We start from the raw sequence: 15,316 nt of genomic DNA on the forward strand, positions 1-15,316 counted from the left end.
CTGACACCAACATGCAGTACAGGAGAATTCCATGAGCAAACAACTTCAAGACGCCTACATCGTCGCCGCGACCCGCACCCCGATCGGCAAGGCACCGCGCGGCATGTTTCGCAGCACCCGTCCCGATGATCTGCTGGTCCGCGCGATCCAGTCGGCCCTGCTGCAAGTGCCGGGCCTTGACCCGGCCACGATCGAAGATGCCATCGTCGGCTGTTCGTTTCCCGAAGGTGCCCAAGGTCTCAACATCGGTCGTATGGCCGTGCTGCTGGCCGGCTTGCCGAAGACCGTCGGTGGCGTCACCGTCAACCGTTATTGCGCGTCAGGTATTACCGCCGTGGCGATGGCCGCTGACCGGATTCGCGTTGGTCAGGCTGATGTGATGATCGCCGCCGGTGTCGAATCGATGTCGATGGTACCGATGATGGGTTTCCACCCGTCGATGAATATGGACATCTTCAAGGATAAGAATATCGGCATGGCGTACGGCATGGGATTGACCGCCGAAAAAGTCGCGCAGCAATGGAAAGTCTCGCGCGAAGCGCAGGACGAGTTCGCGCTGCAATCGCATCTGAAGGCGATCGCTGCACAGCAAGCCGGTGAATTCAATGACGAAATGACGTCCTTCGACATCATCGAACGCGTACCGAATCTGGCCACGGGTCAGATTGATGTGCGCACCCGCACCGTCAATCAGGACGAAGGCGCGCGCGCCGAATCGACGCTGGCGTCGCTGGGCAAACTCAAGCCCGTGTTCGCGGCCAAGGGATCGGTTACGGCCGGCAACAGCTCGCAGATGTCCGATGGCGCCGGTGCGCTGATTATCGTCAGCGAAAAAATTCTCAAGCAATTCAACCTGACGCCACTGGCGCGCTTTGCGTCGTTTGCGGTGCGTGGCGTCCCACCGGAAATCATGGGCATCGGTCCGAAGGAAGCCATTCCTGCGGCCTTGCGTGCGGCCGGCATTACGCAGGATCAGATCGACTGGTTCGAGTTGAATGAAGCGTTTGCTGCGCAATCGCTGGCTGTCATCAATGACCTCGGGCTCGATCCGGCCAAGGTCAATCCGATGGGTGGCGCGATTGCGCTGGGTCATCCACTCGGCGCTACTGGTGCGATCCGTTCGGCCACCGTCATCCATGCATTGCGCCGTAAAAATCTGAAATACGGGATGGTGACGATGTGCGTCGGCACCGGAATGGGCGCTGCCGGAATATTCGAACGGATGTAATAATTTGTGCGGGCGGCACGGAAAAATACTGCTCGGTATTTTAAAGTGCCCGCACGTTGCGCAACCCACCACAGCAGTACAGGAGACTAGATGGATATCTTGATCAGCAAGGAAGACCGCATCCTGACGATGCAATTCAATCGTCCCGAGAAGAAAAATGCGATCACAGCCGCGATGTACCAGTCCATGGCCGATGCCTTGCGCGATGCCGAGAATGATGCCGATGTGCGCGTCATCCTGATCACCGGCCATCCGCAGATTTTTACGGCGGGCAATGATCTGGAGGATTTCATGAAGAACCCGCCGCAGGGAATGGACAGTCCGGTACACCAGTTTTTGCATCAACTCAGCCATGCCAGCAAGCCGGTGGTCGCGGCGGTGTCGGGCGCGGCAGTTGGTATCGGCACGACGTTGCTGTTGCATTGCGACCTGGTCTACGCGTCCGAGACGGCCAGGTTCATGATGCCGTTTTCGCAGCTGGGATTGTGCCCGGAAGCCGCATCGAGTCTGCTCTTTCCGCAACTTGCCGGCTACCAGCGTGCCGCTGAAAAGCTGCTGCTCGGCGAAGCGTTCCCGGCCGATGAAGCCTATCAAATGGGACTGGTCAACAAAGTGCTGCCGGTAGACCAGCTGCTTGATGTGGCCCGCGCCCAGGCGACCAAATTAGTGCTGCTGCCGGCCTCGTCGATGCAAGTCACCAAGCGTCTGATGAAAGCCGGACAGACAGCGGCAATCGACGCGCGCATGCGCGAAGAAGGCAAGGATTTTGGCGCGATGCTGACAGCACCTGCAGCAAAAGAAGCGTTCGCGGCGTTTTTCCAGAAACGCAAACCGGACTTCTCGCAGCTGGACTAAGTGCTGTCAGCGGGGCCGGCGATACGCAGTGGGCGACGGCCCTGCCAAAAGGCTAACCTCTGCTACTGAGCAAGTTCGCGCGTCACCGCCAGAGAGATGGCCGCTTTTTCCATGAGGTTATTGATCGCGACAATATCTTCAGGGACGACTTCACGCAGGATATGCGCATCGCAAAAGTAGCAATCGATTTCAAGATCGGTGGCTTGCTCGTCGATTTCGCCGGTATGCGAAGCGCGCTTGAAAATACGGACTGCCATCGCACGCTGGGCCGCGCTTAATGTCATGTCTTGCATGTCGATTTCACTTTGCTGGCGCAACCACACACGCAGGGCCGGGATGTTGTCGCTGATAATCTTTCGGCTGATGCTGCTTAGTTCTGCCAATGCTTGTTCACTATATTCGTCCATGGTGCCCTCGAGAAATTCAATCGGTTATGCTTCTGATGTACTCTGAAACGCGTTTAGTGCCATTACCCTGATAGGTCGTTTGAGTGTTCAGATGGTTCCGTTGACCGCGTTGTTCATGCTGCAGTCAGCCGTGTGGGAGGTGTCCAGCCCACGTCATCCCGCCGTACTTCTTACAAGGAAACCAAACAATGGCCGCACAACCCGAAAACACCAGCATGGCGCTCTTCTGCGACTTTGAAAACGTCGTGCTCGGTGTGCGTGACGCCAAGCTCGCCGCCTTCGATATCAGCAAGGTCCTGGAACGGTTGCTGCTCAAGGGCAGCATCGTGGTCAAGAAAGCGTACTGCGACTGGGATCGCTACAAGGAATTCAAGGCACCGATGCATGAAGCGGCGTTCGAGCTGATCGAGATCCCGCACGTACGGCAGTCCGGCAAGAACTCGGCCGACATCCGCATGGTGGTCGACGCGCTCGACCTGTGCTACACCAAGGCGCATGTTGATACGTTCGTGATCATCAGCGGCGATTCGGATTTTTCGCCGCTGGTGTCGAAGCTGCGCGAGAACAACAAGCGCGTCATCGGCGTCGGGGTCAAGGATTCCACCTCGACCCTGCTCAGCGCCAATTGCGACGAATTTATTTTTTATGATGATCTGGTGCAGGTCATTGCCGCGCGCAAGAAAGCGGTCGTGAAAAAGCCGGCTGCGGTCAAAGGCGAGGGGAAAAGCGGCAACCGCGAAGCCAAATCCGTGGTCGTGAAATCCGAAGAAGACAAGCGTGCCGACCTGCTGGAATTCCTGACCAATACCGTCGAGGCATTGATCGCCGAGCGTGGTTCGGATGAAAAAATCTGGGCCTCGATGGTGAAGTCGACGATGCAGCGCCGTCGACCGGGCTTCAATGAGTCGGCCTATGGCTATCGCTCGTTCAAGGAACTGGTCGAAGATGCGCAGCGCCACAAACTGCTGGTCATCATACTCGATGAAAAAGCGTCGCAATACACGATTCGTCTGGCCGCTGCCGAGGACTGATTCGGCCCTGGTTACGGGCTCCCGGCTGGGCCACCTGGAACGATGCGCATGTTGCTGAGAATTTCATGCAATTCGGCCCGGTTATAGGCGGCCCGCATCGCATCCTTGGTGCTGATGGTTTTTTTGACGACCAGTTGGGTCAGCGAATCGTTGAGGCTGCGTGACATGTTGTCTTCCTTGCGCTTCATGTAATCAGCCAGCATGTGGAACTTTTCGCGATCGGCGATCAGGTGGGCGATTTGCTGGTGGTCGTTGAACAGCAGTTCGCTGGCCAGTACCAGTGAGTCGCCATGTTCGGTCGGCACCAGGGTCTGGCTGATGACGCCAATGAGCGAGGTGGCCAGTGTGGCGGCACGCTGTGCGCGCTGCTCGGGCCCAAAAAAAGCCAGCAACTTCGACAGCGCACTGAGGGCGCTGTTGGTATGCATGGTCGCAAGCACCAGATGGCCGGATTCGCCGGCATGCAGCAAGGTGTCGGCGGTGTCGAAATCGCGGATTTCGCCGACCATCAGGATGTCCGGATTTTGCCGCATGGCTTCGCGCAGGCCGGACGAAAAACTGGCCGTGTCGGTCGGCACTTCCTTGTGCGAGATGATCGACTGCTTGCGCTCAAGCAGATACTCGATCGGCTCCTCGATCGTGATGATGTGGCCGCTGCGGGTACTGTTGAAATGGTCCAGCATCGCGGCGATCGTGGTGGTCTTGCCCGATCCGGTCGGGCCGGTGACCAGGATGATGCCGCGGGTGGCTTCGAGCATGTTGCGCACGTACAGCGGCAAGCCGGTTTTTTCCATCGCGATCGGGTGCAGCGGCAGGCGACGGATCGCAATCGTGATTTTTTCACGGGACCCGCTGGTGTACACGTTGCAACGTAGCCGGCATTGCGTGAGCAGGAATGACCGGTCGATCGCCCCGCCCGCGACTTTTTCTTCCCACTCGGGATCGATGGCCGTGAGCAGCGGTAGCAGTTCTTCGCGCTGCACCGGTTCGGCATTCATCGCTTGCCATTTGCGCGGCGTCTTCACCATCATCGGCATGTCCTGCTCGATGTGAATGTCGGTGAACACCTGGCCGATGCTGACGAGTTCGATGATCTCTTGCAGCAGGTCGCGAAACAGGACGGTGGGGTCAGTCATCAGGATTCTCCGTTGCAATGGTCAACGCGGCAGGTTGCGATACACCCGTCGCGCATAAGCAGCCCGTTGTGCCGGCTGGCTTGAGTTGTAGGCACCGACGGCGTCCCACGAGTTGCCAAGTCGCTGCATGTTCTGCGACAAAATCCACGCGCCCACATGGATGCTGGTGCACGGGTCGCGCAACTGCTGCTCGCCGATACCGTACTGTCGCAGCAGCGGAAACCAGCGGCTGTTGATCTGCATCAGGCCAAGGTCATAGCTGCCATTGCGATTGCGATTGATCGCATTGGGATTCATGCTGGACTCGGTGCGCGCGATGGCCACCAGCATCGCCGGGTTGACGTTGTAGCGCTGGGCGGCTTCTTCCCAGCAGGCGTGGGCGGCGGGGGCGACGGACAGCAGTAACAGCGCCGTGAAAAAGGCCAGGTGCATTGGTATGGGGCGGTATGACGGTGGCATGTTAGGGCGCAGTCAGTGAGTTAGTCGTTTCATATACTAGATAGTCACTTGTAATCGAGGGTCCTAAATGTTTGCATATAAGAAAATTGCCGTTAACATCCGATGCTAGGGTACCTGGCCCTAAATTGTTAGGAGGAGGTAAGCTACTGTTGCATTCTTGACCCGCACTATGGAGTGGACGGCCAAAAAAGCCATAAATGCTGGCTTTGATAAACTGATTCACACCTACAGACTTAGCGAAGTTTGCGTCCTCACGCACGTTCAGAATTCCGGTGGAGTGGGGGTATTTGGAGCTTGCCCGGTACCAGTGTGTACAAATTTATGTGCAGTAACGTCTTGCCATATGGTCACGTCACGATCCACCGTTACATCATTACGTACGGTTAGAAATCCTGGTATATCTATGCTCCCTGTATTATCCTCACCCAGCCTATACCAACCGTAAGTGCCCATCACCCAAGCTATACCCGTATCCCTAACGACATACACGTCGCCTAGCACTGGTGGAGTAATTAATGAGGTCAAATTCGTGAGGCTGTCCACGGGTGCTTTCCAGGACGAGGAGTTAGCTAGCGGTTCGGTCCACTTTCGGGTGTTGAGGTCGCATAGGAGCATTTTTCCGGTGCCTTGCTCCATCGCGAGCGCAGGGGTTGCGTCACAATCCGAATTGGCAAGTTTGAGGGCTTGATCGGCCATCCCAATTGGCTCCGACATTGTGTTGTATGCGGAGTTGCCGATGTTATGTCGATACAGGAAATCGGCCGTTGACGGGCCTGCACCATAGAACAGGGCTGTGGCCAGATGGCCGTTTCCGGCCTGGTAGGCAGAGCACTTTGCCGTAAGAAAATCGCTCAGCTTCGGCGCTCCCGTAGAATTGTTCAGCGTCCAGCTTCCATAGGCACCACGGGCGATCAGCTTCCCCGAGGCCGGGTCGCGGGTTATGGTCCCACCGCCTGTTCCAGCGTTAGCCGCTACGTAACCAATGTCGGCGTCAGAAATCTCCGTTCCTCCCTCGGTGACCAGCAGGACTTCCAGTTGGGCTAAGCTACTTTTGCGAACAAGCATGCAGGGTGTTTGCTGGTATGCATTCGTCGCGGTAAAGCTAGCGGGTAAATAAGCGCCCCCCTTCAGGGTTCCCACTGAGACGGATATGGTGTCGCCGACTGTGCTGATATTGGTTAGCAGTGTGGGGTATTTGTCATCCAGATAGCGTTTGGCAGCATCAGAAAAAAGGGTTTGGTACTGGGCTGTTTGCTGGCCTTTGGTATCTTGCAGCGAGCTGTCCAGAATCGTGGTCAACCCGAGCAGCATGCCCATACCGATGCCCAGTACAGCCATCATTTCCAGCAGCGAAGAACCAAGTTGTGATTGTCGTTTCATGATGTCTCCATTCCTGACAGGCCAGCCAGATGGCGGCAAAATTGATGATGAGGGTCAATCCGACTACCGCTGATGTGTCTGGTGACCCGCTGCCGCACACGTTGCAACGCAGCCGGCATTGCGTGAGCAGGAATGACCGGTCGATCGCCCCGCCGGCGACTTTTTCTTCCCACTCGGGATCGATGGCCGTGAGCAGCGTTAGCAGTTCTTCGCGCTGCACCGGTTCGGCATTCATCGCTTGCCATTTGCGCGGCGTCTTCACCATCATCGGCATGTCCTGCTCGATGTGAATGTCGGTGAACACCTGGCCGATGCTGACGAGTTCGATGATCTCTTGCAGCAGGTCGCGAAACAGGACGGTGGGGTCAGTCATCAGGATTCTCCGTTGCAATGGTCAACGCGGCAGGTTGCGATACACCCGTCGCGCATAAGCAGCCCGTTGTGCCGGCTGGCTTGAGTTGTAGGCACCGACGGCGTCCCACGACTTGCCAAGGCGCTGCATGTTTTGCGACAGAATCCACGCGCCCACATGGATGCTGGTGCACGGGTCGCGCAACTGCTGCTCGCCGATACCGTACTGGCGCAGCAGAGGAAACCAGCGGCTGTTGATGTGCATCAGGCCAAGGTCGACGCTGCCATTGCCATTGCGATTACGATTGATCGCATTGGGATTGAGGCCCGACTCAGTGCGCTCGATGGCCACCAGCATCGCCGGGTTGATGCCGTAGCGCTGGGCGGCTTCGTCCCAGCAGGCGTGGGCGGCGGGAGCGGCAGACAGCAGTAACAGCGCCGTGAGAATGGCCGGGTGCATTGGAATGGAGCAGTATGACGTTGGCATGTTATGGCGCAGTCAGTGAGTTAGTCGCTTCTTATACTAGATAGTTACTTGTAATCGAGGGTCCTAAATGCTTGCATATGAGAAAATTGTTGATAATATCCGGGGCTAGGCTACCTGGTCCCAAATTGTCAGGAGGAGATAAGCTAGTGCTGCATCCTTTACCTGCGCAATGGAGTGGACGGCCAAAAAATCTATAAATACTGTCTTTGACAAATTGATTCACATCTACAGACTTAACGAAGTTCGAGTCTTCACGCACGTACAGTTATCAGTCGCAAATACCACCACGATGATCCGTGCAAGAAAAAGTTTGTGCAGAAAAGGTGTTGCCTACATGCACGTTTCCGGACATGATCCACGCATCTTTGTGATCCTTTAGAGATCCCGGTACCTCCAAGCCCCCATTTTTATCCTGTCCCAGCGGATACCAACCGGCAGTGCCCTTCACGTGGGCTATACCGTCGTTAACCGCGACATACACGTCGTCTGTCGTAGCGGTCGGTGGTGGCGACGCGAAGCCGGGTACTGGGTCTTTCCAGTTCGAGTTAGCGAGCTGCTGGTTGGTCCACTTGTGGCTGGTAAGGTCGCACGTGAGTATTTTTCCGGTGCCTTGCTCCATCGCCATCGCAGGGGTTGAGCCACAAGGATTATTGGCGAGCTGAAGGGCATTATCGGCCATCCGAATTGGCGCCGACATCGTGTTGTAAGTGGCGTTGCCGATGTCATGTCGATACACGAAATCGGCCCTTGACTGACCTGCACCATAGAACAGGGCCGTGGCCAGATGGCCGATTCCGGCCGGGTAGGCAGAGCACTTTGCCGTGAGGAAATCGCTCAGATTCGGCGCTCCCGTGGAATTGCTCAGCGTCCAGCTTCCATAGGCACCACGGGCGATCAGCTTCCCCGAGGCCGGGTCGCGGGTGATGGTCCCACCGCCCGCTCCAGCGTTAGCCGCTACGTAACCAATATCGGCGTCAGAAATTTCCGTTCCCCCCTCGGTGACCAGCAGGACCTCCAGCTGGGCTGAGCTAGTCTTTCGAACCAGCATGCAGGGTGTTTGCTGGTATGCATTCGTCGTGGTAAAGCTGGCGGGCAAATACGCCAGCAGGTCGTTCAGTGATCGGGTCGTCGTTGAGTCAACGGGGAACGTGATGTCCTTTAATAGCGTGGCGTAATTGTCATTCAAATAGCGTTTGGCGGCGTTGGAAAAAAGGGTCTGGTAGTTGGCTGTTTGCTGGCTCTTGGTATCTTGCAGCGTGCTGTCCAGTATCGTGGTCAGCCCGAGCAGCATGAAAATGCCAACGGCCAGTGCAGCCATCATTTCCACTAGTGAAATGCCACGTTGTGATTGCCGTTTCATGATGTGTCATTCCCGATGGGCCAGCCAGCCAGATGGCGGCATTGTCCTTGATGGGGGCTGCCGAGTTGATGGTGGCTACTGCTGTCAATATGGCCACTAAATCTATCTGGTCAGCGCTGGTGGTGCCAGGTGCTTCGATCTTCTTCGTAACAATGTTGACACGACCGGCAAGCACCGAGCCTTGCGCCAGCGTAGTGATGCTATTGATAAGGCCAGGGGGCAGGCTGTCGTCAACCGAGTACACGACGATGGTGCCGTTATTGAGGACGACATTGCTCCACTTAGGCGGATTGAGTGCGGCATAACCGATCGGAAAAGAGCTCACCACCACTACCTTGTCCACGTTGGCGTAAATTGGGTCCTTGGCAGAATTGACCACTCCCGAGCGATAGCTCGCCATGTTGAGTGCGAGCGCGGTGACCCGCGCGGTGTCTTCCACGCCGGTCAGTGCAATTAGAGAGGTCATCGACGCGTAGCCGCTGAGCGACGCGATAATGGCGATTAGGGCGATGATCCACATGGCGGTAGTTTTTTGAAGTGGCGCTTATTGGACGGTCAATTGGAACTCAATGAGATGGTATTACTGGCGGCATTACAGGCTGTATTTGCGGCCACAGGAGATACCGGGAACGTGTTGATCTTGCTACCCGCATCCGTACCCACAGCAATTTCTGTCCAGCCAGTTGCACCGCTGATTGCGGCGATGCAGATGTCTCTCGGCACGGCCTCGTAACTGATTGTGAACGTGCCGGTGTTTCCAACTATTTTTACGGCACCCGACCAGTCGTTGGTCGCACTACCAGTTGTTGATGAGGTGGCTATCGTGCTGGGAAAGATTCCCGCATTCACGGCGGCAGCAGTGAAGTCTACCGTGCCGTAGTTGCCTACTCGCCCCATAAACAGTTTTTTTACACCCGTACGTATCGAGATGAGTTGCTCTGTAACCCGGTTTGCTTGTGCAGAGTTGAAGGCTGAATTGAGCATCGACACCGCTCCGAGAATCACGACGGCGGCGATCCCCAGATAGGCAATAGCTTCAAGCAGCGACGCGCCGCGCTGACGCCGGCCAAGGTCATTGAAGCGATGAGTGATGGCGGTATGTTTCATGATGAACTCCGATTCAGGTTAGGTTGAGGTCAACAGCATTAGTGTACTGCGCGTGTCATGTTGGTAAGTTCTTGCTGGATACCAAAAAATCCGGCGACCAGCCAGCTGATAATGACGGCCAGCAAGGCGATGGCGACGCCGTTCAGGACTTTCATTTTCACAGACACAGTTTCGACACCTTCTTCCATCCACTCGTCGGCCAGGGTTTTCAGGGCTTGCGAAAAGCCCTTGTATTCGGCGTACACACACAGGTCGTCGATTATTTCTTCGGAGGGGAACTGGTAGCCGGCATTACGAAAGGCTTCGCCGCAATTCATGCCGGATTTCACGCCGAGCAGGGCACCATCGAGGCGCTCGCGCAGCCATGGCTGGGCCATGTCGCTCAGGCGAACCAGTGATTTTTCGACGGTGACGCCGGCATGCTGCAGTGCCGAAAACGCCATCAGAAATCCGCTGCCGGTGACCAGTCGGTAAATCGAATACGGTACGAGTCGATCGATGTGTACGCGCAGGCTGCCGCACCAGCGCGGCATCGACCACAGCACCAGCGTGAACAAAAGTGTTAGCGAGAGCACGAAAGGCAGCATCCAGTGCTGCACGAGTTGCGACATCACATGTAGCGACTTGGCGACACCATGCCAGGTGGATGGATCGGAGACCTTGGCAAATTCCGGAATCACGCGGGTGCCAAAAACGTACAGATAGCAAAGAATGATCACCAGGATGGCAACCGGATAGGTCAGTCCGGAAATGATGACGGCCTTGATTTTTTTGCCCGCCACGACAACGTCGACCACGCTCAACAACGTTGCCTCGAGCTGGCCTGCCTGCTCGCCGGCGGTGACGATCATGCGTTCGCTGTCAGGTACCCAGTAGCCGAGGGCTTCGCCAAACATGCTGCCGTTTTGTACCAGGCGGCGGCAATCGTCGAGGACGATGGCTAGCGGCCCATTGGGTGTTTGGCCATTTTTTGTAGCGCGGTCACGTAACTCTTCCAGGATTTTCAGCAGCGGCAAGCCATTGGAGAGCATCTTCGCGACCTTGCGGTACAGGCGCAAGCGCACCGGTTCGGCAAATTGCAGCTTGGCCCAGCGGCGATTCAGGTCGAGTTGCATGTCAGGCCTTTTTCGCAGAAGCGGCCGGCTTGGCGCACTGGTTCAGCGGTACCAGGTGGCCGACGGTTTTTTCGGCCATGCGCGGATCGATCAGTCCATCGGCGATCTTGCCAATCGCATGTTCGACCAGCGTCTGGCCACCGAGCATGGTGCGCCAGTACTCCGTCGCGCCCATCTTGTCCCCCTTGCGCAAGTAAGTGCAGAGCTCGGCGTCCGGCATGATGACTTCAGCGACCACCGTGCGTCCTATCGTGCCTTTGCCGCCGCAGGCCTTGCAGCCGTCGCCGGTCAGGTACACCTTGGCTAATTTGTTGCCGACCGCTTTGTGCAGTCGCTCGGTCTGGGCGATGCTCAATTCGCCTTCGCATGTGGCCAGGCGGCGTCGGCAATGCGGACACAGCAATTTGACCAGGCGCTGGCTGATCAGGCCGGTGATGATGGTATGGTCGGCCGTCATCGCCAGTGGCAAACCGAGGTCGACCAGGCGGTCGATGATGGCGATGGCGCTATTGGCATGCACGGTGGACCAGACCTGGTGTCCGGTCATGGCGGCGCGCAGCGCGCTCTGGGCCGAGGCACCATCACGGATTTCGCCGATCATGATGGTGTCGGGATCGAGCCGCATCGCGTTCGAGATCGCCGCCGAGAACAGGCGCGAGCGTTCGACTTCAGTGGTGGCGTTGGTGACGGCCGTCTGGACGGCACCGGGGATCGGATATTCGACCGGATCCTCGACCGTGATCACGTGTATCTTGCCTTGCGATTCGATCAGTTCGCCGCTCAGGACCCGTTGTAGCGTGGTCGACTTGCCGGAGCCGGTTGGGCCGCTGATGATATTGATGCCGATTGGCTGGTCTTTCAGGGTCTGGATCTGGCTGGCGTGTGCCTCGGAAAATCCGAGCGGGCGCAAGTCGATATGGTCGCCCGCGTCGTTGTACAGCAGACGCAACACCATCAGGTTGCCTTCGCTGGTGGGTGCCGTCGCGATGCGTACGCCATAGAGCATGTCGGGCAATTTGTCGCGGTCACCGATGCTGGCATCCTGGCGTTCGGTCGGCTTGTAGGAGTTGTCGGAGACGGCCGTCATCGCGCCATAAATCGTTGCCAGCAGTCGCTCGCCATAGTCGCGGGTCTGACTGCCGACCTTGATCAGATCGTTATAAATACGGAAATAAAAGTCGGTACTCAGTTTGTTGACGCGGATGTGGATGTCCGAGGCGCGCTCGCGGCAGCCACGTGCCAGCAAATCTTTGGCGGTGACTTGCATGACCGTGTGTTCATGGTGGCGACCCGTATTGTCTCCGCCCCTGCGATACAGGGGGCCGATGACTTCAATGGCACAAAAGACGATCGTGAACGCGTGGTTGAGGCGTTCAAGCCTGGCCCGGTACGATTGCACATGGGCGTTGAGCGCCTGCCCGCTGGCGATCAGCAGACGTCCGTCGGACAGCAGGCAGAGCAACTTGCGCTCTTCTGCGCTGGCCTCGAAACTGCCGCTCAGGCTCAGTATCACGGACGACATCAGGTCGACTGTCGTGAGGATGACCGGCTCGGATGGCAGAGCCAAGTCATCCACGCGCTGCTTGTGGCGTGTGTTCATTTTCAGGGTTTCCTGACGGGTATTGGCAGGCGCGGCACCGAAGACGATGGTGGGCTGGCGGGCATTGTCATCGTGGTCGGTACGGCACCCGAGGCGGCTGAAATCAGCGTTGCATTGCCATTGCCCGGTAACAGGCGAACTTTGCGTCGCGTCTCGGCAGACACAGTGACTTCGTTGGTCCGGACCGATAACACGCGCATGCCATTGGGCAAGATGTCGCCGGCACGTACATCAATGCTGCTACCGTTTTCAAATAGCAGTGTGGCAAATACCGTGTCACCGATGCCCTCGATGGATTGCACGGTCGGGTCTCCCGGTGAGCCCGGGCGGGCACTCTGGTCAATGCTGGCCTGCCGCGCAGTGAGCTCGCTTTGCAATTGCAGGACTTTGGTCTGGATAGCGAGCTGGCGTTCCTGCGCTTTGAGTACCAGCGTTTCGGCATCGATGCGCGTGAGCTGATCGGCGATGGTTTCACCGCTCGCTGCCAGGCAGGGTTGCAGAGTAAATGGCAGGGCCAGGACCAGGATGCCCAGTAGATTATTTCGCATAGACCACTCCCTCAATAAGCCAGTTGCCGGAATTCCAGCTGATGCTGTCGAGTCGTACCCCCCGTTGGCCGATCAAGGTGCTGGCCATCAGCGGCGTCAGCATGCCCAGATCAGCGCTCAGGGTGTAGGTTTTCCACTCGATTTTTGGTGCGGGGACACTGCCTGCCCCGGGCGACACAGGCGCTGGCGGTGCGACCACTGGTGCGCCGGGTGTCAGCTTTAGCGTGACCCCTATTGACTGACTGATTTCCAGTAAATTGCGCAGGATGATATCGGCTGGCAGCAGGATATCTTTACCAGTTGTCTTGGGTGCGATCACGTCAGTACTGGTGGCCTGCGTGCCGCTGACGGCGACGACAGCAGTCGGTATTTTTTCAAGCAGGTAGCGCACATTGGCGCCGTTGCTGGTCCAGCTGTAATCGACTTTGTTGGTTTGACACTGGAATTTGTCGAGTTGCCAGCCCCCTGCTGTCAACGGAGCCAGCTTGGCCAAGCAGGCCCGCGCAAAATCGATTGCCAATGGCTTCGCAAGCCACGGACGCTCGTCTGACTGGCGGGCACTGGCGGCACTGAGCCGGGCTCTTGCTGCCGCGATCGCCAGTTCCTTTTCTTGCTCCCGTTGTTGATGCTGCCGAAAAAAATAGAGTCCCACACACGCCGCGAAGATCAGAGTTCCCGCACCTGCTGCTGCAATGGCAAAGCCCGGTGGGATGGTAGTTTTGACCGGCCGCAAGGAGGACCATGAACGTGTATGCAGGTGACCGTTTTTATGCTTTGGTAGCAAGGAGTCGAGCGTCTTCGCATTGAAATTATGGAAGCCGTATTGCTCCAGTTCGGGTTCGCCGATCACGACATTCCATCCGCCCAGTGCATAGTCTCCCTGCAGGCGATCGAGCACTTCCTCGCGGGTGCCGGCGAAGTCGCCGTTGGGCAGGAAGTTGGCATCGCGTACCGCACAGTAGGCCCAGAAGTCATCAGGCAGTTTGAATGCGCACAGTCAGTTGTGAGCCGGTTGCTGATGACCATCGTAATGGGCACCTTCGATGGCGATGGTCTTTGAAATAATGGCTGCCAGCGACTGCTGTCCGCGCTTCCCTCCATCCTTGCTGTTGGCATAGCCGGCCTGGGCCATTGCCTGGTCTTTGCGCAGCACCAGCAGATCCGCATCAATCCTTGTAGCAAGCTGGCAAGCTTCTTTCCATAAATCGCGCGGGCGCGACAGCGATTGCCAGAACAGACCGCACACTAAGCGGGTCTTGCCGATCTGGAGTGTGTGCAGGGGCATGGTCAGGAGGCCCGCATGGCGATCGGCGTAATCATGATGACGATCACTTCCTTGTTGGTGGTGGCTCCGACACTGCCGCCCAGTAACAGGTTGGAAGGCGTACCGACACCTTGCTGGTTCAGGTTGTCGTCGGTTTGCTCGAAGCCGCTGATGATCAGCGTTTCGTTGGATTTCATGGCGACCCGTTGCAAGAAATTACGGGTTTCGGTTTCCGGCGTTTCAATGGAGGAGGTACCGCTGCTGACCGTACGCAGCGCACGCAGTGACGAGATGTCGGTTGAAAACTGCAGGAGTACCGTGCCATTGTTGAGGACATTGGGCAGAATCGACATGTTGAAACCGGTCGTGATGGTGCCTGGTGTCAATGAAGTGATGAGACCGGCATTCGGTACCTGCGTGGTTTGCGAAGATTGCAGGTAAGAAGTCTGCTTGGCCACCTGTACCGGCACTGGCTGGTTGTTAAGCGTGACGACCGACGCCGAGGTTTCGCGCCGTACCCGGCCCTGCTCGGAGAGCGCTTCGATCATCATTGCGCTGCCGGCCATTTTGCTGGTGGCGGTATTGAGAATCGACGCCGAGAAGGCGTTGGTATTGGCGACCTTGGCCAGGGAATTGGACAGGCCGTATTTGTTCGTCAGTGTCTTGTACACGGCATCCCATTGGATGCCGTAGTTATCGCCGCGCGTGAGCGTGACTGCCAGAACGGTGACATTGACCATGACCTGGCGCGACAGCGCACCGTTTTCCTTGTCGATGAATAGCGCAATGCGTTCGAGGTTGTCGGGGGTATCGGAGACCGTGATCGACCCGGTGGCGGGGGAGGCGACTACTTTTCCTTGGGCAGAAAGCATGATGCCGATGGCTTTTTCTATGCTCGAAAATACCGATAGCGTGGACTTGACTGCCGTGTTTTGCGAGTTGGTGGCATTAACACTGCCACCACCAACACCACCGCCACCGCCACCAC

Annotated in this window: 18 protein-coding genes; 3 read left to right on the forward strand and 15 right to left on the reverse strand. The window is 57.2% G+C overall.

What is annotated here, in order from left to right; genetic code table 11:
* Positions 1–31 precede the first annotated feature (31 nt).
* Complete coding sequence (locus QN370_RS12915; RefSeq protein ID WP_322126229.1) at positions 32–1,228, forward strand: acetyl-CoA C-acyltransferase; 1,197 nt, start codon at positions 32–34, stop codon at positions 1,226–1,228.
* A gap of 90 nt (positions 1,229–1,318) precedes the next feature.
* A complete protein-coding gene (locus QN370_RS12920) occupies positions 1,319–2,083 on the forward strand; it encodes an enoyl-CoA hydratase (protein ID WP_322126230.1) in 765 nt (254 codons plus the stop codon).
* Between the two features lie 62 nt (positions 2,084–2,145).
* Here QN370_RS12920 and QN370_RS12925 read toward each other — a convergent pair whose 3' ends face one another.
* Positions 2,146–2,490, reverse strand: a complete 345-nt coding sequence (locus tag QN370_RS12925; protein WP_322126231.1) for a hypothetical protein — start codon at positions 2,488–2,490, stop codon at positions 2,146–2,148.
* A 188-nt stretch (positions 2,491–2,678) separates the two neighbouring features.
* On the opposite strand from QN370_RS12925, the gene QN370_RS12930 reads away from it, so the two are divergent.
* Positions 2,679–3,521, forward strand: coding sequence for an NYN domain-containing protein (locus QN370_RS12930; RefSeq protein WP_322126232.1), 843 nt, complete (start codon positions 2,679–2,681; stop codon positions 3,519–3,521).
* A gap of 11 nt (positions 3,522–3,532) precedes the next feature.
* Here the strand turns inward: QN370_RS12930 and QN370_RS12935 are convergent, their stop codons facing one another.
* The 14 genes from QN370_RS12935 to QN370_RS12995 all read right to left on the reverse strand — a co-directional run.
* A complete protein-coding gene (locus tag QN370_RS12935; protein WP_322126233.1) occupies positions 3,533–4,657 on the reverse strand; it encodes a type IV pilus twitching motility protein PilT in 1,125 nt (374 codons plus the stop codon).
* A gap of 21 nt (positions 4,658–4,678) precedes the next feature.
* The gene (locus tag QN370_RS12940; RefSeq protein ID WP_323581731.1) at positions 4,679–5,116 is read right to left on the reverse strand and encodes a lytic transglycosylase domain-containing protein; all 438 of its coding nucleotides are present in this window, start codon (positions 5,114–5,116) and stop codon (positions 4,679–4,681) included.
* 261 nt (positions 5,117–5,377) lie between these two features.
* A complete protein-coding gene (pilV, locus tag QN370_RS12945; protein ID WP_322127198.1) occupies positions 5,378–6,457 on the reverse strand; it encodes a shufflon system plasmid conjugative transfer pilus tip adhesin PilV in 1,080 nt (359 codons plus the stop codon).
* Positions 6,339–6,869, reverse strand: a complete 531-nt coding sequence (locus tag QN370_RS12950; RefSeq protein ID WP_322126235.1) for a hypothetical protein — start codon at positions 6,867–6,869, stop codon at positions 6,339–6,341. Before QN370_RS12950 ends, pilV (QN370_RS12945) begins: the two co-directional genes overlap by 119 nt.
* Positions 6,870–6,890: 21 nt before the next feature.
* Complete coding sequence (locus QN370_RS12955; protein WP_322126236.1) at positions 6,891–7,307, reverse strand: lytic transglycosylase domain-containing protein; 417 nt, start codon at positions 7,305–7,307, stop codon at positions 6,891–6,893.
* Positions 7,308–7,602: 295 nt separating this feature from the next.
* On the reverse strand, positions 7,603–8,625 hold the full coding sequence (pilV, locus tag QN370_RS12960) for a shufflon system plasmid conjugative transfer pilus tip adhesin PilV (protein WP_322126237.1): 1,023 nt from the start codon (positions 8,623–8,625) through the stop codon (positions 7,603–7,605).
* Positions 8,513–9,214 (reverse strand): hypothetical protein, encoded by a 702-nt coding sequence (locus QN370_RS12965; RefSeq protein ID WP_322126238.1) that lies wholly within the window; start codon positions 9,212–9,214, stop codon positions 8,513–8,515. Before QN370_RS12965 ends, pilV (QN370_RS12960) begins: the two co-directional genes overlap by 113 nt.
* A gap of 35 nt (positions 9,215–9,249) precedes the next feature.
* On the reverse strand, positions 9,250–9,801 hold the full coding sequence (locus QN370_RS12970) for a type 4 pilus major pilin (protein ID WP_322126239.1): 552 nt from the start codon (positions 9,799–9,801) through the stop codon (positions 9,250–9,252).
* A gap of 38 nt (positions 9,802–9,839) precedes the next feature.
* On the reverse strand, positions 9,840–10,916 hold the full coding sequence (locus QN370_RS12975; protein ID WP_322126240.1) for a type II secretion system F family protein: 1,077 nt from the start codon (positions 10,914–10,916) through the stop codon (positions 9,840–9,842).
* Position 10,917: 1 nt separating this feature from the next.
* A complete protein-coding gene (locus QN370_RS12980; protein WP_322126241.1) occupies positions 10,918–12,516 on the reverse strand; it encodes a GspE/PulE family protein in 1,599 nt (532 codons plus the stop codon).
* A gap of 2 nt (positions 12,517–12,518) precedes the next feature.
* Positions 12,519–13,064, reverse strand: a complete 546-nt coding sequence (pilP, locus tag QN370_RS12985; protein ID WP_322126242.1) for a type IV pilus biogenesis protein PilP — start codon at positions 13,062–13,064, stop codon at positions 12,519–12,521.
* Entirely contained in the window at positions 13,054–14,061 is a 1,008-nt protein-coding gene (gene pilO2, locus QN370_RS12990) for a type 4b pilus protein PilO2 (protein WP_416172129.1), read from the reverse strand. The genes pilP and pilO2 overlap by 11 nt, the downstream gene beginning before the upstream one ends.
* Positions 14,062–14,349, reverse strand: coding sequence for a hypothetical protein (locus QN370_RS20710; protein ID WP_416172110.1), 288 nt, complete (start codon positions 14,347–14,349; stop codon positions 14,062–14,064).
* A gap of 2 nt (positions 14,350–14,351) precedes the next feature.
* Positions 14,352–15,316 (reverse strand): PilN family type IVB pilus formation outer membrane protein (locus QN370_RS12995; RefSeq protein ID WP_323581732.1); only part of this gene is annotated, 965 nt, incomplete at its 5' end.

Origin of the sequence: Actimicrobium sp. CCI2.3 (assembly GCF_035019065.1) — a bacterium.
Taxonomy (GTDB): domain Bacteria; phylum Pseudomonadota; class Gammaproteobacteria; order Burkholderiales; family Burkholderiaceae_D; genus Actimicrobium.